The sequence below is a fragment of the Vibrio splendidus genome (genome assembly GCF_024347615.1).
Classification (GTDB): domain Bacteria; phylum Pseudomonadota; class Gammaproteobacteria; order Enterobacterales; family Vibrionaceae; genus Vibrio; species Vibrio splendidus.
In genome coordinates, this window is record NZ_AP025508.1 from 185660 (window position 1) to 212331 (window position 26672).

At 39.5% G+C, this 26672-nt stretch carries 25 protein-coding genes; all 25 read left to right on the plus strand.

What is annotated here, in order from left to right; translation table 11 throughout:
* Positions 1–21: 21 nt before the first annotated feature.
* The 25 genes from OCU90_RS00860 (at position 22) to OCU90_RS00980 (ending at position 26612) form a co-directional block, all read left to right on the plus strand.
* Positions 22–939 (plus strand): glycosyltransferase, encoded by a 918-nt coding sequence (locus tag OCU90_RS00860; protein ID WP_061023761.1) that lies wholly within the window; start codon positions 22–24, stop codon positions 937–939.
* A 611-nt stretch (positions 940–1550) separates the two neighbouring features.
* Positions 1551–2306, plus strand: coding sequence for a hypothetical protein (locus tag OCU90_RS00865; protein ID WP_143700559.1), 756 nt, complete (start codon positions 1551–1553; stop codon positions 2304–2306).
* Positions 2307–2406: 100 nt separating this feature from the next.
* Complete coding sequence (locus tag OCU90_RS00870; RefSeq protein ID WP_061023765.1) at positions 2407–3171, plus strand: hypothetical protein; 765 nt, start codon at positions 2407–2409, stop codon at positions 3169–3171.
* Positions 3165–4154: a glycosyltransferase gene (locus OCU90_RS00875; RefSeq protein WP_099426144.1), complete on the plus strand. Its 990-nt coding sequence runs from the start codon at positions 3165–3167 to the stop codon at positions 4152–4154. Before OCU90_RS00870 ends, OCU90_RS00875 begins: the two co-directional genes overlap by 7 nt.
* 32 nt (positions 4155–4186) lie before the next feature.
* The gene (locus OCU90_RS00880) at positions 4187–5224 is read left to right on the plus strand and encodes a polysaccharide biosynthesis protein (protein ID WP_061023883.1); all 1038 of its coding nucleotides are present in this window, start codon (positions 4187–4189) and stop codon (positions 5222–5224) included.
* Positions 5224–6327: a UDP-2-acetamido-2,6-beta-L-arabino-hexul-4-ose reductase gene (gene wbjC, locus OCU90_RS00885; RefSeq protein WP_061023769.1), complete on the plus strand. Its 1104-nt coding sequence runs from the start codon at positions 5224–5226 to the stop codon at positions 6325–6327. Before OCU90_RS00880 ends, wbjC begins: the two co-directional genes overlap by 1 nt.
* A gap of 9 nt (positions 6328–6336) precedes the next feature.
* A complete protein-coding gene (wecB, locus tag OCU90_RS00890) occupies positions 6337–7467 on the plus strand; it encodes a non-hydrolyzing UDP-N-acetylglucosamine 2-epimerase (protein WP_061023771.1) in 1131 nt (376 codons plus the stop codon).
* A gap of 49 nt (positions 7468–7516) precedes the next feature.
* Positions 7517–8725: a glycosyltransferase family 4 protein gene (locus tag OCU90_RS00895; protein WP_061023774.1), complete on the plus strand. Its 1209-nt coding sequence runs from the start codon at positions 7517–7519 to the stop codon at positions 8723–8725.
* The gene (locus OCU90_RS00900; protein ID WP_061023775.1) at positions 8722–9321 is read left to right on the plus strand and encodes a sugar transferase; all 600 of its coding nucleotides are present in this window, start codon (positions 8722–8724) and stop codon (positions 9319–9321) included. The genes OCU90_RS00895 and OCU90_RS00900 overlap by 4 nt, the downstream gene beginning before the upstream one ends.
* Positions 9305–9946 carry an acetyltransferase gene (locus tag OCU90_RS00905; RefSeq protein WP_061023778.1) on the plus strand — a complete coding sequence of 214 codons (642 nt, stop codon included), beginning with the start codon at positions 9305–9307 and terminating at the stop codon, positions 9944–9946. Before OCU90_RS00900 ends, OCU90_RS00905 begins: the two co-directional genes overlap by 17 nt.
* A 2-nt stretch (positions 9947–9948) precedes the next feature.
* Complete coding sequence (locus OCU90_RS00910; RefSeq protein ID WP_061023780.1) at positions 9949–11034, plus strand: 3-oxoacyl-[acyl-carrier-protein] synthase III C-terminal domain-containing protein; 1086 nt, start codon at positions 9949–9951, stop codon at positions 11032–11034.
* Entirely contained in the window at positions 11031–11261 is a 231-nt protein-coding gene (locus tag OCU90_RS00915; RefSeq protein ID WP_061023782.1) for a hypothetical protein, read from the plus strand. Before OCU90_RS00910 ends, OCU90_RS00915 begins: the two co-directional genes overlap by 4 nt.
* Positions 11262–11266: 5 nt before the next feature.
* A complete protein-coding gene (locus OCU90_RS00920; protein ID WP_061023784.1) occupies positions 11267–12019 on the plus strand; it encodes an SDR family NAD(P)-dependent oxidoreductase in 753 nt (250 codons plus the stop codon).
* A complete protein-coding gene (locus tag OCU90_RS00925) occupies positions 12016–12309 on the plus strand; it encodes a hypothetical protein (protein WP_061023786.1) in 294 nt (97 codons plus the stop codon). Before OCU90_RS00920 ends, OCU90_RS00925 begins: the two co-directional genes overlap by 4 nt.
* 2 nt (positions 12310–12311) lie before the next feature.
* Complete coding sequence (locus tag OCU90_RS00930; RefSeq protein ID WP_061023788.1) at positions 12312–13016, plus strand: SDR family NAD(P)-dependent oxidoreductase; 705 nt, start codon at positions 12312–12314, stop codon at positions 13014–13016.
* Entirely contained in the window at positions 13016–14365 is a 1350-nt protein-coding gene (locus OCU90_RS00935; protein ID WP_061023790.1) for an ANL family adenylate-forming protein, read from the plus strand. The genes OCU90_RS00930 and OCU90_RS00935 overlap by 1 nt, the downstream gene beginning before the upstream one ends.
* Complete coding sequence (locus OCU90_RS00940; RefSeq protein ID WP_061023794.1) at positions 14358–15533, plus strand: DegT/DnrJ/EryC1/StrS family aminotransferase; 1176 nt, start codon at positions 14358–14360, stop codon at positions 15531–15533. The genes OCU90_RS00935 and OCU90_RS00940 overlap by 8 nt, the downstream gene beginning before the upstream one ends.
* A gap of 88 nt (positions 15534–15621) precedes the next feature.
* Positions 15622–17529, plus strand: coding sequence for a polysaccharide biosynthesis protein (locus tag OCU90_RS00945; protein ID WP_061023796.1), 1908 nt, complete (start codon positions 15622–15624; stop codon positions 17527–17529).
* A 156-nt stretch (positions 17530–17685) separates the two neighbouring features.
* Positions 17686–17925 (plus strand): hypothetical protein, encoded by a 240-nt coding sequence (locus OCU90_RS00950; protein WP_017629890.1) that lies wholly within the window; start codon positions 17686–17688, stop codon positions 17923–17925.
* Positions 17926–18064: 139 nt separating this feature from the next.
* On the plus strand, positions 18065–18769 hold the full coding sequence (locus OCU90_RS00955; RefSeq protein WP_061023799.1) for a YjbF family lipoprotein: 705 nt from the start codon (positions 18065–18067) through the stop codon (positions 18767–18769).
* A gap of 21 nt (positions 18770–18790) precedes the next feature.
* Positions 18791–19750 (plus strand): capsule biosynthesis GfcC family protein, encoded by a 960-nt coding sequence (locus OCU90_RS00960; protein WP_061023801.1) that lies wholly within the window; start codon positions 18791–18793, stop codon positions 19748–19750.
* Entirely contained in the window at positions 19750–22047 is a 2298-nt protein-coding gene (locus OCU90_RS00965) for a YjbH domain-containing protein (RefSeq protein WP_061023803.1), read from the plus strand. Before OCU90_RS00960 ends, OCU90_RS00965 begins: the two co-directional genes overlap by 1 nt.
* A gap of 509 nt (positions 22048–22556) precedes the next feature.
* Positions 22557–23690, plus strand: coding sequence for a polysaccharide export protein (locus OCU90_RS00970; RefSeq protein WP_061023886.1), 1134 nt, complete (start codon positions 22557–22559; stop codon positions 23688–23690).
* Positions 23691–23861: 171 nt separating this feature from the next.
* Positions 23862–24302 carry a low molecular weight protein-tyrosine-phosphatase gene (locus OCU90_RS00975; protein WP_061023805.1) on the plus strand — a complete coding sequence of 147 codons (441 nt, stop codon included), beginning with the start codon at positions 23862–23864 and terminating at the stop codon, positions 24300–24302.
* Between the two features lie 138 nt (positions 24303–24440).
* On the plus strand, positions 24441–26612 hold the full coding sequence (locus OCU90_RS00980) for a polysaccharide biosynthesis tyrosine autokinase (RefSeq protein ID WP_099426143.1): 2172 nt from the start codon (positions 24441–24443) through the stop codon (positions 26610–26612).
* Positions 26613–26672: the final 60 nt, after the last annotated feature.

Genomic DNA, 26672 nt, shown 5'->3' on the forward strand with positions numbered 1-26672 from the left:
TGAAGATTTTAAGGGTTTATTTTGGATTATGATGTAATCTTAGCATCTTATAATGGAAGTCAATACATTAAAGATCAAATTCTTAGCATACTAGGGCAAACAATTAGGCCCCAAGCTATATATATTAGAGATGATTGTTCTTCAGATAATACGATTGAGATAGTAAAAGATCTAGCCAAAGATTTTGATAATATCTTCGTAGTAGATGATGATTTAGGTAATCTTGGGTATGTGAAAAATTTCGAAGTATTAGTTCAATCTGTAAGGTCAAAATATTTTTTCTTTTCAGACCAAGATGATATTTGGTTGGAAAGTAAAGCTGAAAAAATGCTGAAAAATATAATTGATAAAAATAAATTTAGTTGTTTTAGTAATGCTTATGTAACAGATAGTCAGCTAAATATAAAGGGACGCAAACTAGACGACTCCGTATATGATAAGTTGCATGAAAAAAACATAATATTAGCAGATAACTTTGTAACAGGTGCTACCTTACTTTGTGAAACTGATTTTGTCACTTCATTACTTCCTTTCCCTGTAGGTATCCCTCATGATTTTTGGATTGCAGCAAACTCGGAGATTAGAGGAGAACTTTGTTACGTAAAAGATGAGTTAATATATTACCGTCAGCACGATAGTAATCTTATTGGTTCTGATGTCGGAGAAGGTTATATTGCTAGGTTCCTACAGTCTCTCACTAATAATAATGTTAAGCAAAGAAGAGCTGCAGTTGTAGAGAAGTTTAGATTGTTGAACGAAATTAGTAGTAGATATGCCAATATTGCTATATCAAAAGATGTAGTTACATTAATAAAAAAACGTTATTATTGTTATTCTAATGAAGTAAATTTTCGAACCCTCTTAAAGTTATCTAAAGTGATGGGGATTAAAAACTTTATCTACCTGTTATACGATGTCTTAAAATTGAATAGTAAATAATATATTAGTATGATTTCTATGGACAAATCTTCACTTCTCAAAAATAGTTTAACTAATAACTCTCTTCGCTGGAATTATTTAAGGTGAAAGTTTTGAATGTGTTTTTTTTAAAAAGAACAATGAATTTTATATTTAGTTTTCTTTTATTTTTACTTACGGTCTTTTATTTGATCCCCTCTCGGATATTTGATATTCCAATGCTATATCTTATCAATATCCCACTATCTTTAATTTTCATTTCTAAATGTTTGTTCGGATTTAGGATAGATAAGTTTAGTCTATATTTTGTACTGTATCTTATCTTTTTACTATTTATCACTCTAGGGGTATCCTATTATCACTCTGGCTCTGACTTATATGTGATAAAAGTTGTAATTATATCTATCATGTTATTTCTCTCATCGAGAACTATTATTGATTTGTATCGTCGATTATATTTGGATGATTGGCAGTATTTAATTTTACGAAATATCATATTAGCTGTTTTTCTTAATATTATCCTTTCAATATTTATCATTTATAATAAAGATTTTGGTTTGGTTTTTTATAATGTATTTAGTCTATCAGAAACCGCTAGGATATACTTCGAATTGGGAAGGCGAATCAGTGGAATGTTTGAGAGTGGATTTTCAGTATTGTCCGTTTTCTATGGTTTTGCAGTATTCATAGCCTTTCTTTTCATGTCTAACTATCGTTTTAATAATATAAAAAAAATATATTTATATTTATTTTCTGCACTTAGTGCACTTGCAGCCGTATACTCTGGAAGGACAGGGATGATATTAATCCTTTTTATTTGTTTTTTATCGTTAATTTCCCCAGTTCATATTTTTAAAATCAATAAATCGATCCTTTATCGTGTGTTACTTCTTGTGTTATGCTTTCTCATATTTACTTTTTTTGTTTACACCGAAAAGGTAATGCATTTTTATATGTGGGCTTTTTCTTTATTTTTTGAAAACTCAGGTCAAATATCTGGTGATACCATTAGTTATATCATAAATAATATGCTGATTATTCCTGAGAATTTAATTATAGGTGATGGTAACTTCGGCAGGAGCAATGGTATTCCTTATATCGATAGTGATCTTGGAGTTATACTATTAACTAATTTTGGTGGGTTATTTTATACTTTATTATTTGTTGGTAGTTTTTTTATAATATCCTTCCTCCTCTCCAGTTGTACAAATAGCTCAGTATTTAAGCCTTTTGTGGTTGTGTGTTTTTTTATGTTGCCATTTCTAAACCTTAAAGATGTCTACATTCTAGGTTCTTCTGGAGTCACGCAATTAATTTATTTAGTGTTATCAGCCCACTTTTTAAGTTGTTTAACAAATAGAGGGAATACTAACTACAAGGTAGAGTAAATCTTACTGATTATAAATGTAAGTCTTGAGGATTTACTTTTTTGCTTATTATTTTTTATTGCTTGTAAGCAGTTAGAATAACATTATTCGGAATATTAGTATGAATAAAGAACTGATCTTTTTTACCGTTGTTTATAATCCTGATGACAATGTGTATGTTAATATAAAAAATGCTATCGACGAAGGTCTTGATGTTTTTGTTTATTTGAACCATGCCAGTGAAGATGATATTATCTTACTTAATAAAATGGATGTTAATATCCTTGGGGACAACATTAATGCAGGTCTCGGTGTTGCATTCAATGACCTAGAAACTGTGATTGCTGAAAATGGAGGTGGTGATTTTATTTACTTTGATCAAGACACTATTGTTGAGAGAGAAACGTTAAGCGATATAATCGTGAGATATAAAAGCGATCTGGAAGATAATGGTGGTTACTCTATATTTTACACTAGCGAGGATATTAGAAAGTTTAGAGCTGGTTTTTTTCCAAGTAGTGGTTGTTTATTTAGAATAGATGAAAAATCACTAAAGCATAATCGAAGTTATCATGTTGAATGTGTCGATTATGAATATTGTTGCCAGACTGTTATTGATGGTGGGAATATTAAGCCTATTAAAGTCAATGGGATAGATCATGATTCATTACAAGATAGTACTAAAAAGAAGATTTTCGGAAAAAAAATCATATTCAGGGTTTACCCCAGTGTTAGGGTAAAGGATTTTAATTACTCTCACGTTAGACTAATTGTTTTTTCGATACTAAACCTTCGGTTTAAGCTAGCCTTATTTCTTGTCAAATCGTTGTTTGCCTTTAATATAGGCAATATAAAAAATAGAATTTTGGATTTCATATCATGTTAGTTTCAGTTGTAATTTTATCATATAATCGTCCCCAACAAGTCAGGAGAATTCTAGAGAATTTTATTGGAATTAATAGTCCGGAATTCTGTATAATTATTAAGGATGATGTCTCACCGTTAATAAACGATATAAAAGATATTTGTTCTGAATTTCAAGATGTATTATCAATCCCTCTTAGTCTTCATGAAAATGAGAGGAATATGGGTTATGATTCTAATCTTATGGATTCATTCTACATCACAAAATCTCAATATGTTTACTTATTGAGTGATGACGACTTTATTGTAGGGGACAAATTTTTAGATGTTATTTCTGAGTTAAAGATAAGTAATAAGCCTTTTTATATTAGCTCGTATGTTGAATCGGGTGAAATGAATCGGGTTGTCGACTCAAAGTGTGATCTTTTAGAACTTCCTACTGCTCAATTGATTTATAACTCAATACTTTTTTCTGGTTTGATTTTTGATAGAGAAAAAGTCTGTTCATTGAATCTGGACAAGAGGTTCCTATCATCATGTATTTATACACAAGTTTACCTAACCGTAGCGCTTAATCATGAGTTTTCAGATTACAAATATATCAACAGTGGAGCTTTAGTATTAGGAGGAGATGGTGAGAATTACTTTGGAAAAAATGAAGCTGCTAAAAATAAGTCAGCACTTCAAGATAGAGCTTCGATCTTATCCAACTTAAGGTATCAAGTGTTTCTTAGGAAAGTTATACTCAACCTTTCTTCTATATACTCTGAAGATATACTAGAGTCTTTTAATAAAGAATATAACAAGAGATTGATTAGCTATGCTCTGAGGTGTAAAAGTAATAGCAGAGAGGCATATAGAGAATTTAGTTTATTGTTAAAAGAGTTAGGTATTCCTTATAGCTTATTTACGGGGTTCTTTTTGTCGTTGGTCAACTTTTTACCTCAAGGTTTGTGTGAGTATTTTTATAAACTAGGTATCAGAGTTCTTAAAAAATCCGGTTGATTTAATTTTAGGTAAGAAAAAGCATGTTAAACATTTTTAGCAAGAAAGTATTATTGATTACAGGTGGGACTGGTTCTTTTGGTAATGCAGTCCTAGACCGTTTTTTGGAAACGGATATTAAAGAAATTCGCATTTTCTCTCGCGATGAGAAAAAACAAGATGACATGCGTAAGAAGTACAATTCGCCTAAGCTAAAGTTTTATATCGGTGATGTGCGAGATTATAACTCTATTCTGTCTGCGACTCGCGGTGTTGACTTTGTTTATCATGCCGCAGCACTTAAGCAAGTTCCTTCTTGCGAATTCCATCCGATGGAAGCTGTTAAGACCAATGTGTTGGGAACAGAGAATGTCCTAGAAGCTTGTATCGCAAACGAAGTGGCTAGAGTTGTCTGTCTAAGTACAGATAAAGCGGTCTACCCAATTAATGCGATGGGTATCTCCAAAGCGATGATGGAAAAAGTTATTGTTGCAAAATCGCGTAATGTTGATCCTACTAAAACGGTAATATCAGCTACTCGTTATGGCAATGTTATGGCATCTCGTGGTTCGGTAATTCCGTTGTTTTTGCGTCAAATTATAAATGGCGATGCAATTACAATTACAGATCCGAATATGACACGCTTTATGATGACATTGAATGATGCTGTCGATCTTGTATTGCATGCATTTATACATGGTATTAATGGCGACATTTTTGTGCAAAAAGCACCCGCAGCGACTATTGATGTTTTAGTGCAGGCTTTAAAAACCATCACGTCTAAACCCGAACATGAAGTCAATGTGATAGGTACTCGTCATGGCGAAAAATTGTATGAAGCATTATGTAGTCGTGAAGAGATGTTTGTTGCTGAAGACCAAGGTGGTTATTATCGAGTCCCCTCAGACAACAGAGATTTAAATTATTCACAATACGTTGAAGAAGGTGAACAAGATTTAAGTGTTATTGAAGATTACAACTCTCATAATACCGAACGTTTAGATGTAGCTGGTATGGTTAAGCTACTTCATAAGTTGGATTTTATTGCTGATATCGAAGCTGGTAGTCTTAATGTACCTGAAGGTGTGTAATGAGAATTTTAGTTACAGGCGCAAAAGGCTTTATTGGTAAGAACCTGTGTTTTCAATTAGAAGAGCAAGGTTTTACAGATATTGTTAAAATTGACCGAGCCCATTCACTTCAAGATTTAGATAACGCATTAGAAACAGCAGATTTCATTTATCATTTAGCCGGTGTCAATCGGCCGGAAAATGATGATGAATTCAAACAAGGCAATGCTGACCTAACTTCGCATATCGTAACCAAGCTAAACGAGCTCAACAAAGCTACTCCTATTCTTCTTACTTCTTCTATACAAGCTGAACAATCGAACCCATACGGTGCTAGCAAGGCTCAGGCAGAAGATGTTGTAAAGGAATACGGCTTTCAGTCTCAAGCAAAAGTCTATATCTATCGTTTGCCAAATGTCTTTGGTAAGTGGTGTCGACCAAATTACAATTCAATGGTTGCTACTTTTTGCCATAATGTGGCTAATGATTTACCTTTGACAATCAACGACCCTACAGCAAAAGTCAATCTAGTTTATATAGATACAGTTTGTGAACATTTTATTCATCATTTAAACCATGATGAGGAATCTGGCGAGCAGTCAATTAAGCCAATCTATCCTACGACTGTTGGTGAGGTTGCTAACGCACTTGAGGCATTTAAAGCAAGTAAATCATCTTTAATAACGGAAAACGTAGGCTCGGGCTTCTTACGAGCACTTTATTCGACTTACATTAGTTATTATTCTCCAGAACACTTCTCGTACACAGTGCCAGCTTACACTGATCCTCGTGGTTCTTTTTGTGAACTGTTAAAAACTAAGGATGCGGGGCAGTTTTCTTTCTTTACTGCTCATCCAGGTATCACTCGTGGTGGGCATTATCATCATTCAAAAAATGAAAAATTCTTAGTTATTAAAGGGCGAGCAAAATTCCGGTTTGAACATATCTCAACAGGTGAGTGTTACGAATTAGATGTTACTGGTGATGATTACCAAGTTGTCGAAACGGTTCCCGGGTGGACACATGACGTGACCAATATAGGTGACGTAGAACTAATCGTAATGCTATGGGCCAATGAAATCTTTGACCGAGAAAAGCCAGACACGTTTGCAAAGCCACTGTAGGAATTTAAAATGAAAAAATTAAAAGTAATGTCGGTGGTCGGAACTCGACCTGAAATCATTCGTTTATCTAGAGTGTTATCAAAATTGGATGAGCACTGTGAACATGTTCTTGTCCATACAGGTCAAAATTATGATTTTGAGTTAAACGAAGTGTTCTTTAATGACTTAGGGGTGCGTAAACCTGATTATTTCTTAAATGCTGCGGGTAAAAATGCTGCAGAAACTATCGGGCAAGTTATCATTAAAGTCGATCAAGCATTAGAAGAGATCCAGCCAGATGCAATGCTAGTATTGGGTGATACCAATTCTTGTTTATCTGCAATACCAGCGAAACGTCGTAAAGTTCCCATTTTTCATATGGAAGCGGGTAATCGCTGCTTTGATCAACGTGTACCAGAAGAAACGAATCGACGTATTGTTGATCATACCGCAGATATAAACCTAACTTACAGCTCGATTGCGCGAGATTACTTACTTGCGGAAGGTCTACCAGCTGATCGTGTGATCAAAACAGGCAGTCCAATGTTTGAGGTATTAAATCACTATATGCCTCAGATCGAAAGCTCTGATGTGCTAGCTCGTTTAAAACTTGAAAAAGGGCAGTTTTTTGTGGTGAGTGCTCACCGTGAAGAAAATGTAGATTCTCCGAAACAGCTAGCGAAGCTTGCCGAAACGCTAAATACTGTTGCAGAGCATTATGATTTACCAGTGATAGTTTCAACACACCCTCGAACTCGTAACCGCATTGAAGCTCAAGGCATTAAATTTCATCATAACATTCAATTACTCAAGCCATTGGGCTTCCATGACTACAACCACCTTCAGAAGAATGCCAAAGTGGTTCTTTCAGACAGTGGTACGATTAATGAAGAATCCTCTATCATGAACTTCCCTGCACTAAACTTGCGTGAAGCACATGAGCGCCCAGAGGGAATGGAAGAAGCTTCAGTCATGATGGTAGGTCTAGGTGTAAACCGTGTAATGCAGGCTCTACAAGTATTAGATACTCAACCAAGTGGCAATGAGCGTCTATTACGTCCCGTATACGATTACAGCATGCCGAATGTGTCTGACAAGATGGTCAGAATCATTCACTCGTATACTGATTACGTTAAGCGAGTTGTTTGGAAAGAGTATTAATTGAATTGACTCGTGAGGTTAACTCACGAGTTACAAGATAGAGTCATATATGAAAATTCTTTTGTTAACTCAATGGTTTGATCCAGAACCTACCTTTAAAGGTCTTCTTTTTGCTCAAGCTCTCCGTGATGAGGGGCATGAGGTTGAAGTTCTTACTGGCTTTCCGAATTATCCTGGCGGTAAAGTTTACGATGGCTATAAAATTAACTTTTACCAAAAAGAGGTTATGGATGGGATAACTATCCATCGAGCACCTTTGTATCCAAGCCACGATGGCTCTGCAGCTAAACGAATTTTAAATTATATGTCATTCGCGATTAGTACTTTTCTTGTAGGACTGATAAAAACTAGAAATATAGATGTTATTTATAGTTATCACCCTCCTTTGACAACATCATTGTCAGCTTGTTTGTTAGGGTTTTGTAAGAGGGTACCTTTTGTTGTTGATGTACAAGACTTATGGCCTGATACATTATCTGCAACTGGGATGATTAATAACAAGAGAGTTCTTAATATAGTCGGAAAAACTTGTGACTTCGTATATAAAAGAGCATCTAAAGTTGTCGTTTTATCACCTGGATTCAAAAAAAGAATAGTATCAAGAGGTGTACCTGTCGAAAAAATCGAAGTTATTTATAATTGGTGTAATGAACCTGCTTTAAATAAGTTTGAACAGGCAGACATTAAACTACCAGAAGATGGAAATTTAAACCTATTGTTTGCTGGCAACCTTGGTTTTGCTCAAGGGCTTCCTTCTATTATTCAGGCGGCAGAGATATTGGACCACCAAAATATTAACGTGAATATTGTATTTCTCGGTGACGGGGTCGCTAAACAGGCGGCAATCGAGACTGTTGAAGATCTAAAATTAAGCAACGTATATTTTTTGCCAAGAGTTTCTATGCAACAAGTTGGGTCATTACTTTCTAGTGCGGATATGCTTCTTGTTCATTTAAATAAAAATGAATTATTCGAGATTACAGTGCCATCAAGAACTCAAGCAAACATGGCAATGGGTAAGCCAATCGTTATGGGCGTTTCCGGTGATGCTTCCGACTTGATAACTAAAGCAGGAGCAGGAGTCACGTGTCAACCAGATAACCCAGAATCATTGGCTGATGCTATATCACACCTATGTTGTTTGTCAGATACAGAGCGGTTGCAACTTGGGAATGCAGGAAAAGATTACTATGAGCAGCATTTGTCACTTAAACAGGGTGTTTCTAAGTTTATTTCAATTTTTGAGGAAGTTCGATGAAAAGGTTGTTTGATTTTTGTGCTTCACTTACCGCGCTTGTTATCTTCTCTCCCATCATAGCTTTGGTTGCATGGAAGATTAGAAAAAATCTAGGCTCACCTGTTCTTTTTAAACAAACACGCCCAGGGTTGCAGGGTAAGTCTTTTCAGATGGTTAAATTTCGCTCAATGAAAGATGCCGTAGATTCGCAAGGTAATGTTCTCCCGGATTCGGAACGACTAACTCCGTTTGGTGAAAAACTACGGTCCTCAAGCTTGGATGAATTACCCGGCTTATGGAATGTGGTTAAGGGTGAAATGAGTCTAGTGGGGCCAAGGCCTCTTTTGATGCAGTACTTACCATTGTATAATGCTCGCCAAGCTAAACGGCATAATGTTCGACCTGGGATCACTGGTTGGGCTCAAGTTAATGGTCGCAACGCGATTAGTTGGGAACAGAAGTTTGAGTATGATGTTTGGTATGTTATGAACCAATCTTTTTTTCTTGATATTAAAATATTATTTTTGACTGTTAAAAAAGTGTTTATTCGAGAAGGTATCAACCAGGATGGTGAGGCTACCATGGAGGCTTTTAAGGGAAATGAACGAGACGAATGACTTGGTACAGAAAGTTGTTGTTGTTGGGGCTGGTGGATTAGGGCGAGAGCTTTATTCTTATTTACGATTAGAACCCACAAAATATGATGTTATTGGTTTTATTGATGATAACATCAACGCACTTGATGGCTACAAATATCCTGTTGGAGTAATAGGCAAAATTTCAACATATAAGCGAGAAAAAGGAGTGAAGTTGTTAAATGCGATTATGTCACCTGTGACAAAAGAAAAAATCGTAACTCAACTTAAAAGTCGAAATCATACCTTCATCTCGTATGTATCCCCTGAAAGTATAATTGGATGTAATGTTACTCTTGGTGAAGGGTGCATTATCACCCCTAGTTGTATAGTTACGGCTGATGTATCTATAGGAGACTTTTTTTTTATGAATACGGGATCCACACTGGGGCATGATGTTAGTATTGAAGGTTTCGTTTCTATAAATGGAAAAGTGGAAATTTGCGGCAATGTGTCGATTGGTAGCTTTTGCTTGATCGGCGGTAGAGCTATTATATTACCAGGAAAGAAAATTGTTGCGGGAACTATAGTTGGTGCTGGAAGTGTGGTCGTTGGTAACATTCGTAAGCCTATGACAGTATTTGGTAATCCGGCTAAAAGGGTATAATCATGGCAAATTCAAAGTTTAACAATGGAAAAATAACTGGTGTAGTTACCGTTGTACCACAAGATGTGCGTTGTATTGATGACGAAGTACACTTGTACGGTGGTAATGAAAAGCAAATCGCTCGAATTAAACGAGCAATTGGTCTGGATAAACGCCATGTGACAGATGAATCAATAACGACACTTGACCTTTGCGTCGACGCTGCTGAAAAGCTCATTAGTGGCATTGACATCGATAAGAAAGATATTGATGGTTTAATTTTTGTAACACAAACGCCTGACTATCTGCAACCCTCAAATGCTGCAATAGCTCATGGGGTTTTAGGGTTATCAACTGACGCGGCTTCATTTGATATCGGATTAGGTTGCTCTGGATATGTTTATGGTTTGTGGATGGCGCATATGATGGTTGCGTCACAAACATGTAAAAGAGTCTTACTTTTGGCTGGCGATACGTTAAGTAAGTGCGTAAACCCAAGGGACCGAGCAACTGCCCCACTGTTTGGAGATGCTGGTACTGCAACTTTGATCGAATATACCGAAGCAGATGTTGAAAGCTATTTTAGTTTACATACAAATGGTGCTGGATATCAGCATATATTACAACCAGCAGGTGGCTTTCGAAAACCAAGTTCACTTGAAACCGCCGTTGAAAAAATTGATGAAGAAGGTAATTATCGCTCTGAAAATGATTTAGCAATGAATGGTGGGGAGGTGTTTAATTTCTCTATTAAAACAGAACCACCTGCAATAAAAGAAATATTAGAATTTGCTAGACAAGACATAAACGATGTGGATTACGTTGTATTCCATCAAGCTAATAAATATATCATTACTAACATTGCAAAGCGTTTAAAATTGCCAATGGACAAGGTTCCTTGTGAGACCGTAAGTAAGTATGGCAATCAAAGTAGTGCATCGATTCCATGTACAATCAATGATGCAATTGGACGGAATTTAAGCATAAGTGATAAACGCTTGATTCTTTCAGGGTTTGGTGTCGGCTTATCATGGGCAAGTGCAATAGTAAATTTATCGGGCATATATAGCCCGCCAGTTTTAATATATCAACCAAAGGAAATAAAATGAACAAGCAACAGTTTCTTGAAGAGCTAACAGATATAATGCAGCTAGACGACACAATAGCTGAAGCTGCTGTGTTGGCAGAACTCCCTGAGTGGGATTCAATGGCATATTTGGGAGTCATTTCATTTTTTGATATGGAGTTTTCAATTGATGTATCTGTCGAAGATTTAAAGAAAATTGAAACCGTTGAACAACTCATTAAATCTTATGGACAAAAAATTGAGGCTTAAATGACATGGGAAAGCTCTATTTAGTTACTGGAGTTAGTTCTGGTATAGGCTTTGCCACAGCTGAGTTGTTGTTAGCGAATAATCATAGTGTTGTTGGCGTTTCTCGCAAGTGCTCTGATAAAGTAAAAAGCTTGCAAGAATCTTATCCAGAAAAATTTGTTTTTGAAGCAAAGGATTTGACGGTAGATTTGGATAAATTACCTCGTTGGGTTTTGAACTTGAGTAAAGCTCATGGTCGTTTTTCTGGCTTCGTACATGCAGCGGGTGTATTACAAGTTTTACCTTTGCGATTTGTAACGCACCAAAAAATGCTAGAGGTATTTACGTTAAATCTATTTTCTGCCTTAGAAATAGCTAAAGGAATTACAGATAAGAGAGCTTGTACTGAAGGCGATAAATCGGTGGTGTTTATATCTTCAATTGCAGCGACAACAGGATCAACTGGAATTGTCAATTACAGCTCATCAAAAGCGGCCCTAAATGGAGCGATGAGATCCTTAGCAAAAGAAGTATCACCTGAGAGGGTTCGAGTTAACTCGATCATCTGTGGGACAGTTAAGACGGAGCTAATTGACGCTCATTCTGATGTGTACACTGATGAGTATTTAGAAAGAATGGAAGGCACGTATCCTCTCGGGCTTGGCAAAGCAACTGATGTTGCAAATGGAGTTGTTTTTTTATTATCAGATAATTCAAAATGGATAACTGGTACTGAGTTAGTTATCGATGGTGGAATGAGTTTAGGGGTACATGAATGAATAAGGTTACAGAACTTGTATTAGATACGGTTAAAGAAGTTGGTGAAGATCAAGACATTGGTGCTTTAATTGAAGCAACAGAAGAGACGCGTTTGTTTGGTGAAAACCTTGATAGTATGGGAGTTGTATTTCTAGTTACTGATCTAGAAGCTGCAATATCTGATGAGTTTGATGTTGACTTGACACTTGCGGATGAAAGAGCTATGAGTCAAAAAACATCACCTTTTCGAACAGTAAAGACTTTATCTAAATATGTTGAATTGTTAATTGCTGAACATCAGGAAGATTAGTTATGAGATCGCAAAATTATATTATTACAGGTACTCGTAAAGGCTTAGGTAAAGAGTTGGCCGAGTACTATTTAAATCAAGGGCACAAGGTTGCTGGTTGTAGTCGAGGAAAATCAAGCATAAGTCATGAAAACTACCTGCACTTTGAACTTGATGTTGCTGATGAAAAAGCAGTAATAAAAATGATTAGGCGAGTTAAAAAAGATTTCGGCTCTATTGATGTATTGTTGAATAATGCAGGTATCGCGGCAATGAACCACTTGCTAACATCCCCATACAACAACGCTAAAAATGTATTTTCAACAAATTTCTTTGGCACCTTTTTGTTAACGCGAGAGGTGTCAAAAGTAATGATGAGACTTAAAAGAGGGTCAATTGTTAATTATACGACAGTTGCAGTTCCTTTAGATTTAGCGGGTGAGGCCGTATATGCTGCCAGCAAAGCTGCAGTTGAAAGCTTTACGCGAACTTCTGCAAAAGAGCTCGGTGAGTTTGGTATTCGAGTAAATGCTGTTGGCCCGACACCTGTTTACACTGACTTGGTTAGGAATATACCGAAAAATAAACTTGATGAGCTTCTTGAACAGCAAATTATTCATCGTTTTGGTGAAACAGAAGATGTAAGAAATGTTATAGACTTTTTTAATAAAGAAGAAAGTAACTTTATTACAGGTCAAATTATTTATCTTGGTGGAGTAATGAAATAATGTCTTGGATGATCGAACACTTAGCTGCGCTTAATACCAAATATGCGATTGTAGATAGCTACGGTGAGTTCTCATACGCTGAGCTGTCAAAGCAGACTGAGACATTTTATCAGGAAATATGTAGTGACATTGAGCCTGGCCAAGTAGTTGTTTTGTTGTCAGATTATAACTACTACTCTATAGCATTACTATTAGCGCTCTTAAAGCATAAGGCAATTATTGTCCCGATTGTTTCAAATAATGAGGATGAGATTGCTGCTCGTATCAAAGTGGCAAATTGCGACTGGTTGTTACATTTAAACAAAGATAAGTATCAGTTAAGTAAGCCTGAAGCTAGCTTGGAAAAACACCAGCTTGTTGTTGATCTAATTGAGAAAATGCATTCTGGACTAATTCTATTTAGTAGTGGTAGTACTGGTGAGCCTAAAGCAATGATCCATGACTTTGATCATTTGGTTAATAGTTTTCAAGGTAAAAAAAACAAGAATTTGAATATGCTGGTCTTCTTGATGTTTGACCACATTGGCGGCTTAAATACTTTATTAAATACACTAGCCATGGGGGCTAGAGTCGTACTTCCTGCGAATCGTAACCCTGACTATATTGGCAGTTTGATCGAAAAATATAAAGTAAATGTATTACCTTCAACACCGACTTTTTTAAATATGCTTTTAATGGCTAAAGCCAATGAAAAGTATAACCTTAAAAGTTTAAAAATGGTTACATATGGCACTGAAACAATGCCTGAAAGTGTTCTCCTTAAGTTAAAAGAAGCGTTTCCTCGTGCTCGTTTGATGCAAACCTTTGGTACTAGTGAAACTGGTATAGCACAAACAACTAGTAAGTCATCAGATAGTTTAGAGATGAAACTTGATGATCCAAACACTGAATACAAAATAGTAAATAGTGAGTTGTGGTTGAGAAGTAAAACACAAGTTTTAGGGTATCTTAATGCTGATATGAGCAGTTTCACTGAAGATGGGTGGTTCCAAACCGGTGATTTAGTTGAACAGTCTGAAGGCGGTTACATAAAAATTGTTGGTCGCAGCAAAGAAGTGATAAATGTAGGTGGCGAAAAAGTATTACCAAATGAAGTTGAGTCAGTCATCCTTGAACTAGATATCGTAGATGATTGTATGGTGTATAGCGAAAAAAATGCAATTACAGGTCAGATGGTTGCAGTGCAACTAGTGCTGCATGAAAATGTAAGTGAGAAGGATGCAAAAAAACTTATCCGAAACCACTGCAGAGCAAGGCTTGATAAATACAAAGTTCCCGCTCGCTTCAAGTTTTCAGAGAAAACGAATTTTGGCGATAGGTTTAAAAAATTAAGGCTTAAAAATGCTTAATACCAAATTTTCTCCATGGCCTTCGTTTACTCAACAGGAAGCGGATGCCGTAAGCCAAGTTGTACTTTCAAATAAAGTAAACTATTGGACTGGTAGTGAATGTCGCGAATTCGAAAAAGAGTTTGCTGCATGGGTCGATTGTGATTACGCAGTTGCTCTTGCCAATGGCACATTAGCTTTAGATGTTGCACTAAAAGCGTTGGGTGTAACTACTGGGGACGAGGTGATTACGACTCCTCGTACTTTTTTAGCTTCTGCATCCTCAATCGTGACAGCTGGCGCATCACCAGTATTTGCCGATGTAGATCTAAATAGTCAAGCGATCACCGCAGAATCAATTGAAGCGGTACTTACTGAAGAAACTAAAGCAGTGATAGTGGTTCACCTTGCTGGTATGCCAGCTGAAATGGATGCCATCATGGCGTTATCGGCTAAGCATGGATTTTATGTCATCGAGGATTGTGCTCAGGCACATGGTGCGAAATATAAAGGGCGTAGCGTAGGGACTATTGGTCATATTGGTGCTTGGTCATTCTGCCAAGATAAAATTATGACTACGGGTGGTGAAGGTGGCATGGTAACGACTAACAATAAGGAACTGTGGTCGTTTATGTGGTCTTACAAAGATCATGGTAAAAACTATGATTCGATTTATAACAAAGAACACCCCCCGGGCTTTCGTTGGTTACATGATAGTTTTGGAACCAATTGGCGCATGACTGAGATGCAAGCCGTCATTGGGCGTATTCAGCTGACTTACATGCAAGATTGGACAAAAAAACGCCAAGCCAATGGTAAAGCTATTGATGACGCGGTTTCAGACTTGATTGTTGTTCGTCGTGTTATCGTGCCAGAATACAGTGAACACGCTGAATATAAGCATTATTTGTTTATCGAGCCAGAACATTTAGCCGAAGGTTGGACTCGTGATAAGATCGTCGATGCGATTAATGCGCAAGGTGTACCTGCTTTTCAGGGGAGTTGCTCTGAGGTGTATTTAGAAAAAGCATTTGACAACACGTTGTTGCGCCCCACCACTCGACTTAGTAGTGCGGTTGAATTAGGCGAGACCAGTTTAATGTTTTTGGTTCATCCAACTTTAACTCAGTTAGAAGTTAATGAAACTTGTCGCGTGTTACGTAAAGTTCTTTTTGAAGCTCAGAATTGAATTGATACATAAATATTTAGACTCAGACTAAGATTTTTTATTAAAACGTCAGTACAATGCTGACGTTTTGTTTTTATAAGTGGTTAATATGGCTAGGCTTAATTATATTTGGAATCTTTCTCGTTTCAATAAGCGAATGATTAGTATTTTTATTGATACACTCTTTGTTGTAGCGTCGTTTTATGCAGCATATTGGACTCGAATTGGTCATATTAAGCCTTTAAATGATGTTCTTAATCAATATGTCTTAATTGGTACGTTGCTAATCACATTGCTTACATTTAGTAAGTTAGGCTTGTATCGCGCCGTTCTGCGTTATCTTACTTTCCATGCATTAGCTGTCGTTAGTATTGGTACTTTAGTTTCCGCGACAACAGTAGCATTTCTTGCATTTTATTTGGATGCATCTGTACCTCGCTCTGTTCCCATCATTTATGGAACTTTCCTTTGTCTACTTTGCGGTGGTTCCCGACTAATTGTGCGTGTACTAGTTGCACAAGCTAATAGTAAAGGCCGTAAAAAAGTCTTAATTTATGGAGCAGGGTCTGCAGGGCGCCAGCTAGCATTAGCATTAAGAACGTCTGAAACTCATAAGGTCGTCGGCTTCATTGATGAAGACAAAACATTAGAGAACACGATCATTATGGGGCTGCGTGTTTTCGATATTAGTGAATCTGAGCCTGTACTTAACAAACATAGTGTAGAGCAGATATTGCTTGCTATTCCTAGTGCTTCTCGGTCAAGGCGCAAGCAGATCTTAGACTCGTTGTTTCATCTACCAGCTGAAGTTCTTACCGTTCCTGATATGAAAGATATTGTCGAAGGTAACGCGAGTATTGATGAGTTAAAAGACGTACCAATCGAAGATCTATTAGGTCGAGACCCCGTAGCACCTCAACAGTCATTAATGGAAGCCAATATCAAAGGAAAAGTGGTAATGGTTACAGGGGCTGGAGGGTCGATTGGTTCAGAGCTTTGTCGTCAGATAATCAAGCAAAAGCCAACTACCTTATTGTTGTTTGAGTTATCTGAGTTTGGTTTATACCAAATTGACCGTGAACTATCGCTATTGGTGGAAGAACTTAGCCTCGATGTGGATATCATTCCACTACTTGGTTCTGTGCAGCGTGTTAATCGTTTAGCTACTGTGATGAAAAGCTTTAATGTTCAAACGGTGTATCATGCCGCGGCTTATAAACATGTCCCTTTAGTCGAGTATAATGTGGTCGAGGGTGTGCGTAATAACGTCTTCGGTACTTACTATACAGCTAAGGCTGCTATTGAAGCGAATGTTGAATCGTTTGTTCTTATCTCAACAGATAAAGCTGTTAGGCCCACAAATGTTATGGGGACAACTAAACGTGTGGCTGAACTCGGACTTCAAGCTTTAGCCCAACAAGAAAAAACTAAACAGAACGGAACGCGTTTTTGTATGGTGCGCTTTGGTAATGTTTTAGGGTCTTCTGGTTCTGTAATTCCTTTATTTAAAAGACAGATTACTCAAGGCGGGCCGATTACTGTTACCCACCCAGATATAATCCGTTACTTCATGACTATTCCCGAAGCAGCCCAGCTAGTGATACAAGCTGGGGCCATGGGCAAAGGTGGTGACGTATTTGTACTTGACATGGGGGAGCCTGTTAAAATCACCGATTTAGCTACAAACCTTGTTAACTTATCTGGATTAGAAGTTAAAGATGCTCAACATCCTTACGGGGATATTGAAATATTATTCTCTGGTTTGCGACCTGGTGAAAAGTTGTATGAAGAGCTATTAATTGGCGACAACGTCGCTCAAACAGCCCACGAGCGGATAATGACTGCCAATGAGTCATTTTTACCGATTGATGAATATAAACAATTGATGGATGATTTAGATGCAGCGTGTCATAACTTTGAGCATGAAAAAATTCGTCAGCTTTTATTGAGTTCTCCAGCAGAGTTTTCCCCTACTGATGGTATCGGTGACCTAGTTTGGTTGCGTAACAATAAGTAATCCCAATACAATTTATAAGGTATTGCTTATGATTTACTTATTTACTTGATTGTGGTTATTATCTATCATGATCAATCAGTTGTTTAAGCTGAGCAACTGATTGAGGGTATAAAACTTACCCTCTACATATAAACGTTTATATTAATGGAAATCATTATGAAAAAGATGGCTCTAGCAGCTGCATTAGCAGTTAGCTTCTCAGGTGCTGCATTTGCAGCTGAAGAAACAGCAGCAGCTGGTTCAAGTACTGGCACAGCTGCAGGCACTGGTGCATCTGCAGCAGCAGCTGGCACAGCAACAACAGTTGCAGTAGCGACAGCAGCAGTAGCAGCAGCGGCAGCAGTAGCGGTTGCTTCTAACGAAAGCGGTGCAACGACTACAACAACTACTCGATAATTTTTGAGTAATACATGTTTTAGTTAATGTATGTTTAAAACCATTTTATGTGAAAGCATAAAGTGGTTTTTTTATATCTAATTGATTAATTTTCCATATTGGACATCAGCAACCAGATTGCTAGGAAGCAGAACTCGTCATGCTTAAACCTCTAATCATATCTCTTGGTCTTTTTCTTGCTGGTTGTTCTCAGCAGTTTCAAGACGTTAACTCTACTTTTGATGAAGCCTTTTTTGGAAGCTCTGATGTTGAGCTATCAAAGGGATACATTCAAACCTTACCTTATTCCAGCATTTATGCAGAAGTGAATGATCAAGGTAAAATCTTCATGGTCTTAGCGTACGTTGGTGAAAACCCGCAAACGGGCGCAGAGCAGTTAAAGTGGATGTCTTCTGACAAAGCGATGATCGTCACTGAAAATGGACGTGTCGTACAAACACTATTGCTTCCTTACGAAAACCTTTCTGGTTTGGCATTCCAACCATTAAATACGTTCTCTTCTGGAAACAACTCGTCAGCCGATTCTTCTTCTGCGTTTGATGTGTCTGCCAACCCCGGAGCTCAAAAATGGCAAGCGGTGTACGACTGGCAACCTAATTATCGATTCGACTATAAAGCGAACATCACCCGAACGTATGCGGGAAATGAAACGATCGAAACACCGTTAGCGTCTATCGATACTAAGAAGTTCCAAGAAAAAATTAACTTCCCAATGTTAGAGCAAGACATCACCAACGAATATTGGGTCGACAGTAAAGGCAAAGTGGTCAAAACCATACAGTATTTAGGCCCTGATATGACAAGGCTTGAGTTAACCGTCCTTAAGCATTATCAAAGTAATTAACGAACAGGGTAATGAACTAAAATGATGAATTATATGAGTCACGCATCAAAAATGACGGGACGTCGGTTGCCATTGGTGAGAACTTTATTAACGGTGAGAGCTCTGTTAATGATGAGAAACTTGTTAGCTTTGAGCGTGCTGTTCTCTCTGTGTACTGTTAGCTACGCTTCTGCCGCATCTAACGTTGTTACGCCTTCGGTTAAGACAACAATTGAGCTTCCTCTTCAAGGTGTGACGCTTGAGTATAAAGCTAACGTTAGATTGCTTCAGGTGTTAGACGACGCTAACGCTAGCTCTAAAGAAAATGCTAGCGGCAGTATTGGTTACTTCCCCCTTTCGGCTCAACTGTTTGATAAAACCAATACTCAAGCTAATGAATCTAATAAAGCTACTGAAGTTAACCAAGCGACTGAAGCTAACAAAACTATCGAAGCCAAAAAGCGCAATGTATTTAACCAACTTGATGCTTTCTTGGTAGAAGAACCAGAAGCAAAACTGGTAAAGCAACAGTTAGCCTCTTTCCAATACCTCAATCGAGTTTTTATTGAGTTAGACCGCAATGTGGTTATCTCTCAATCAGATAAGAATCCACTGCTTGTTTCAAGTTCCCATACTAACAAGCCGTCAGCCAGTCAAGCTCAAGCCTTTTCTCTGTACTTACCACAACGACCAACATCTATTCAGTTGATGGGGGCAATGAAAGAGTCGGTAACAATGAATCTGATTGAGCATGGCACGTTGAATGATTATCTCGATGCATTGCCGAACGGCTTTATTGGTGAATCCGCAGATAAAAGCGTGGCGTATGTTGTTCAGCCAGATGGCGTGGTACAAACCATTCAATACGCTTACTGGAACGAACAGCCGGTTTACCTAGCACCAGGTGCCATCGTATTTATGGCGTTTTACTCTTTGCCATCAGAATACTCAACGTTGAACCAAGATATCGTCGATTTGCTACGTCATAAGGTTGGCCTGTAATGCTGAAACAGAAATCATTCCCTCTATCGGCAGTGTGCACAGCGGTTACCTGTGCTTTGTTAATGACCAGTAGTACCTTTGTATTTGCAGACACGGTTCGTGGTGAAAGGCTTAACGCAGAAACAACCATTGATTCCTCTTCGATCAGAGCAGAGAAATCATCATTTGACGACACAGAGTACAGAACATCACAAATGAACTTTGGTGGTGTTGGCTTGATGCAAATGCCAACAGGCCGAATGGCAACAGAAGGCGAGTTTAATTTTAGTGCTTCGTTTAACAATGAATACCATTTTTATAACGTGAGCCTACAGGTGATGCCTTGGCTTGAAACCACCATTCGTTACACACAAGTACAAGATCTGCTTTATAGCGGAGGCGCGGACCAAGATTGTTCTCAAAACTCATTCAGTGGCTGTACTAAATACACCGATAAAGGCATCGACTTTAAACTGCGTTTAATCGAAGAAGGGTACTACTTACCGGAAGTGTCGGTAGGCGTGCGTGACTTCGGTGGTACCGGTCTGTTTGATGGCGAATTTGTCGCGGCAACTAAACGCTTTGGCCCTGTTGATTTTACCTTGGGCATGGCTTGGGGATACATGGGCACCAGTGGCAACTTCACCAACCCATTGTGTAAAGCCAGTGACAAGTATTGTGAACGCCCGTCTGATTTTAAAGGCAATGGCGGCAGTGTTGACTTTGAACGCTGGTTTAAAGGTGATGCGGCGATTTATGGCGGCTTTGAATACCAAACCCCGTATAAGCCGCTAACCTTGAAGCTTGAATACGATGGCAATGATTACTCTCAAGACTTCCCGGTTGTGCGCGGTGGTGTCGACATGACACAACACACGCCATGGAACGTCGGCGCTGTGTACCGTTTCACTGATTGGGGTTCGGCTAAAGTGAGCTATGAGCGAGGTGATACGCTAACCCTTGGTTTCGATCTCTCTACCAACTTCAATGAAATGTATTCTGTGTGGCGAGATACCGAAACAGCAGAATTGCGCCCAAGCGATGTCGAGACGGTTGACGATATTGACATGGCGGCCCTTGCAGAAGAACTTGAAACCGTCGCGGGCTATGAACAAGCACAAATCTTGGTCGACGATAACAGTATTGTGCTAAAGGGCACTCAGGTTAAATACCGAGACAGAGACATCGCCCTTGAACGCGGTGCGACCGTGATTGCCAATGCGGTACCGAGTTACATCGATACCTATAAAATCATCGAAAACGATAAATCATTGGAACTCACCGAGACAACGGTAGATGCACAAGCATTCAAAGCGGCGGCGAACAATCATTACCTTAATGCTCAAACCAGTGACGCAACAAACACTCACGACCTAGAGCGTAAGAAATCCGTGATTTATCACGATGGGCGAGAGCGATTCGATGTGTCGATTTCACCAAACCTCGCTCAATCGTTTGGTTCGGCTGAAAACTTCTACTTGTACAGTTTGGGCTTATACACCAACGCTTCGTTCTGGGCGTTAAACAATGTCGAACTGTCGGGCTCGCTTTACGTCAACTTAATTGATAACTACGACAAGTTTAATTACGAAATTCCATCAGACGGCACCGACCAAACGCCAAGAGTAAGAACATTGTTCCGCTCTTATGTTGACGATCCGGTTCGTTTAGATCGTTTACAACTGACTTGGTTTGAAGACTACGACAGCGGTGTCTACACCCAAGCTTACGGTGGTTACCTAGAGAGCATGTTTGCTGGCGTAGGTGGCGAAATCCTGTATCGACCATTCAACCAAAACTGGGCGATTGGCGCAGATATGACGGCGATCAGCCAGCGAGATCCTGAGAGTTGGTTCGGCACGTTTGATGAAGAGATCCAAATCAACCCAGACGACAGCAGCCGAACGTATAAAGTGATCGATAAAGGCACGACTGGTTTCATTACCGGTTACTACACACCACAATGGGACTTCTTGAGCGATACCTTACTGAAAGTCGGCGTGGGTAAATTCCTAGCGGGTGATATCGGTACTCGTGTCGATTTCTCTAAGCAGTTCAAGAGCGGCGTGATTGCCGGTGCGTTTGTCAGCTTAACCGACATGACAACTGAAGAGTACGGTGAAGGCAGCTACACCAAAGGCTTCTATGTATCGATTCCGTTTGATCTCGTTACCGTGAAACCAAGCTCAAGCCGCGCTGGCTTTACCTGGTTACCGATCACGCGTGATGGCGGACAAGTGCTGAATAAGCAATACAACTTGTTCGATCAAACCGATGCGCGCTCACCTTGGTTCCAAAGACCAAGTAGCGTTAAATAGATCGAAAGCAGATGCGGGTAACGAGTAGGCGGGATACGAAGAGCAGGGGAAAAGCAGTATCGAATAATCGAGATTTGAACCTGCTCTTATCTCTTCGTTTACTCGTATCTCGCTACTCTCATCTGCTTATTAGCTTTTCGCATCTCGTTTACTCGCATCCCGCATCTGCTCTTTAACCATTCAACTAGGTTGATAATAAACACAGATTGTGGATAATGCTTACGCAATAAAATAACCGCGTGAAAGTACGCTCTTTGACACGGTTTACGACAAAAAACTTCTATCTCAATTCCAAATAGATAGAGGCACATTAACTACGCAGTGTGATGTCGCGGAATATCAAAGGGCGGTAGCGTTCCTATCTTTGATATTAAGATGGAAGCGAGGTCACGGTAATGGTTCTCCTTAACTCTCTTAAATACTGCGTAGCTGATAAAATTGTTTGTTCTAACTTCTTTGGGTGTCCTTTGGGATATCACGACACATTCCGTTTCTATGACTTGGTTAACATGAAGATTAATAAAAATCGTCTCCTTTTAGCGCTCCTTCCTGCATTGCTTGCAGGGTGTACTACTCCAGGAACTCACCTTTCTACTGGCAACAAGAATGTGATTCAGCCTTCAGAGGAACAGCAAGAATCTGATATCTCTGATGTGGTTAACCTTTACCCACTGACAGCGCAATCAGTATCGAGTTACCGAAATGAATCTTTATCGGTTTCCCAAGCCAACCCGACGCTAGATGTTGATATTGCAAAATACGAATACCAAGTGGGCGTCGGTGATATCTTAAACATCACCATTTGGGATCACCCAGAACTGACGATTCCGGCGGGCTCTTACCGTAGTAGTACCGAAGCGGGTAACTGGGTTCATGCTGACGGCACCATCTTTTACCCGTACATTGGTACCGTCGAAGTGGCCGGCAAAACCGTTCGCGAAGTGCGTACTGATATTGCAAATCGCTTAGCTAAATACATCGAAAGCCCTCAAGTTGATGTGAACGTAGCGGCTTTCCGATCTAAGAAAACCTACATTACTGGTGAAGTGTCTAGCCCTGGGCAGCAGCCAATCACTAATATCCCACTAACATTACTGGATGCTGTGAACCGTTCTGGCGGTTTGTCTGAAGATGCTGATTGGCGTAATGTTTCATTAACCCGCAATGGCGTGGAAGAGAACCTTTCTCTCTACGGTTTAATGCAACGTGGTGACCTAACGCAAAACCGCTTACTGCAAGCGGGTGATATTGTTCACGTACCTCGTAACGATAATCAGAAAGTATTCGTGATGGGTGAGGTGAACGATCCTCAACTACTCAAAATTGATCGCGTTGGGATGAGCCTAACCGAAGCACTCAGTAATGTCGGTGGTATCAACCAGCTGACTGCTGATGCAACCGGTGTGTTTGTGATCCGAACTTCAGATGATAAATCAGAACGCATGGCGGACATCTACCAACTGAATATGGAAGACGCATCAGCTTTAGTCATTGGTACCGAGTTTGATTTAAAGCCTTATGATATTGTTTACGTAACGGCAGCACCAATCAGCCGCTGGAACCGTGTCATTGGTCAGCTTGTACCGACCATTTCAGGCTTCAACAACCTAACCGAAGGTATGTTGCGCGTCCGTAATTGGTAATAACTGAATATTAATCATCAGGTTGCACTTAACGTGTAACCTGATTTTTTATGCTTATAAATACATTACAGTTTGCCGGTAAACTCAGTTTAAAAGCTTGTTTCGTTTATTAAATCATTTAGCTTATAGCTACGTTCAGCTTGATAAGCCCATTACAATTAGAAGTCAGTTATGTTTAATAAAATTTTAGTGGTCTGTGTAGGTAACATTTGTCGTTCCCCGACGGGAGAGCGCGTTCTTCAAAAATTGCTACCGAACAAAGAGGTAGCCTCTGCTGGCATCGCTGCTGAAAAAAGTCGTTTAATCGGCAAGCCTGCAGACGATACTGCAATCTTAATTGCCGCTGAAAATGGGGTCGATGTTGAAAACCATCAGTCTCAGCAAGTGACGCCACAGCTTTGTGCTCAGTATGACTTGATCTTGGTGATGGAGAAGGGCCATTTAGAAGCGCTGACTCAAATATCGCCAGAGGCGCGTGGTAAAACCATGCTATTTGGTCAGTGGATTGGCCAAAAAGACATTCCTGACCCTTACCGTCAAAGCCGTGAAGCCTTTGAACACGCTTATAAGCTGATTGACGAAGCCGCACAAGCGTGGGCAAAAAAACTGTAGGTTTAAAAATACAGCTTTTTAAATGTCATGCTCTACACGTAGGTGTGGCTAAACCACCAACAGAATCATATAGAAGAGAAGTACGCGGAGCGTATATATCGTCTCTTAAATAGCAATAATTTAGGAAGTAGCAAACAAATGACAACACAACCCTCTCAGCAATCGCATACAGATAACTCTGATGAGATAGATTTAGGAAAACTGCTTGGCATTCTGCTGGACGCTAAATGGCTAATCATGCTGACCACATTCGTTTTTGCTGTGTTTGGTATTGCGTTTGCTCTACTTTCAACGCCGATATACAAAGCCGATGCACTGATCCAAATTGAAGAGAAGAGCTCTGGCGGCATTTCTTCAATGGTCGGTGACATGGGCGAGTTGTTCTCTCAGGAATCTTCTGCCACGACAGAAGTGGAGATCATCAAATCTCGTATGATCTTGGGTGAAACGGTGGATAAGTTTAACTTAACTACTGTGACCTCACCTAACTATGCACCTATCGTAGGTAAAGGGTTTGCTCGCTTAACCGGCGACATCAACCACATCGCAGTGAGTCGTTTTACCTTGCCAAGCTATGCGAGCGATTACGCACACACTATTCAGATCGTTGATGCCGAACAGGGTACTTACCAATTGGTTCGTGACGATGAGCGCGTTATCTTAAAAGGCAAAGTGGGTGAGCTAGCCACCGCCGACGACTACAGCTTGTTCGTGGCAGGTTTCGAATCTCATAACGGTTTTGAATTCTCGATTGGCCAACGTAGCCGATTACAAGCGATCGAATGGTTGAAATCTTCTTTGTCTTTGGCTGAGCAAGGAAAGCAAACCGGTATTCTGAAGTTAAGTTTTGAAGGCGAAAACAAACAGCAGATTTCTGAGCTCCTTAACCACATAAGCCAGATCTACTTCTTACAAAATGTGAAGCGTAATTCAGCAGAAGCAGAGAAGAGCCTAGAGTTCTTAGAAAGCCACCTTCCGGGCATTAAATCTGAGCTAACTGGCTATGAAGACGTACTGAACAATTACCGTCAAAAGAACGAATCGATCGACTTAGGCTTAGAAGCACAATCAACCTTGAAGGTAATGGTAGCGCTTGAAGCGCAATTAAATGAACTGACGTTTAAAGAGAGTGAAATCAGCCAACGTTTCACTAAAGATCACCCAGCATACAAAGCCCTGCTTGATAAACGTAAAACGTTATTGGGAGAGAAAGATCGCTTAAACAAGCAAGTGCAAAAGCTGCCAAAAACACAGCGTGAAGTACTGCGTATGACACGTGACGTTGAAGTAAACCAACAGATCTACATCCAGTTATTAAACAAGGTTCAAGAGCTAAGCATCATTAAAGCGGGTACCGTTGGTAATGTTCGTATCTTAGATGACGCGCAGGCTTATTCTGGTGCCGTTAAACCGAAGAAGCCGCTGATTGTTGTATTAGCAACGTTGCTGGGTGGCATGTTAAGTGTCGCATTTGTATTGGTGAAAGCGGCGTTTCACCGTGGTGTTGAAAGCCCTGACCAAATTGAACAAATCGGCCTTCCGGTATACGCAGCGGTACCAAAATCAGATTTACAAATTGAGCTAACCAACCGCTTTAAATCGAAGAAACAACAAACCAAGGGCACTCAAGCACTGCTTGCTGAATCGAACCCTGCGGATCTTTCGGTTGAAGCACTGCGCGGCCTTCGTACCAGCTTGCACTTTGCGATGCTCGAAGCGAAAAATAACGTTTTGATGATCTCTGGCCCTGCACCGGGTATCGGTAAATCATTCATCTCGAACAACTTTGCTGCAGTAGCCGCAAAAACGGGTCAAAAGGTATTGTTGATTGATGCCGATATGCGTAAAGGTTACCTACAACAAAGCTTTGGTGTGAAATGGGACAATGGCCTTTCTGATGTATTGAGCAGCAAGCAAGAGTTTGCTCAATCCATTAAACCAACCCCAGTTGAAAACTTAGATATTCTTACTCGTGGCCAAGTGCCACCCAACCCATCAGAGTTGCTGATGCACCCACGCTTTGCAGAGCTAATGGAGTGGGCATCAAAAGAGTATGACTTGGTGATTGTTGATACCCCGCCAGTACTGGCGGTAACCGACCCAAGCATTGTCGGTGCCTTCGCTGGCACCACCTTGATGGTCGCGCGCTACGGTCAAAACACCATTAAAGAGATCGATGTGGCTCGTAACCGTTTTGAACAATCCGGTATCGAAGTGAAAGGCGTTATCTTCAACGCCATCGAGAAGAAAGCTTCAAGCTCATACGGCTACGGTTACTACAACTACACGTATTCGAGCGACAAGAAGTAAAGAAAGCTGTAACGAGATGCGAGTAACCGGGTAACGAAGAGCTGAAAGGCAGATACGAGA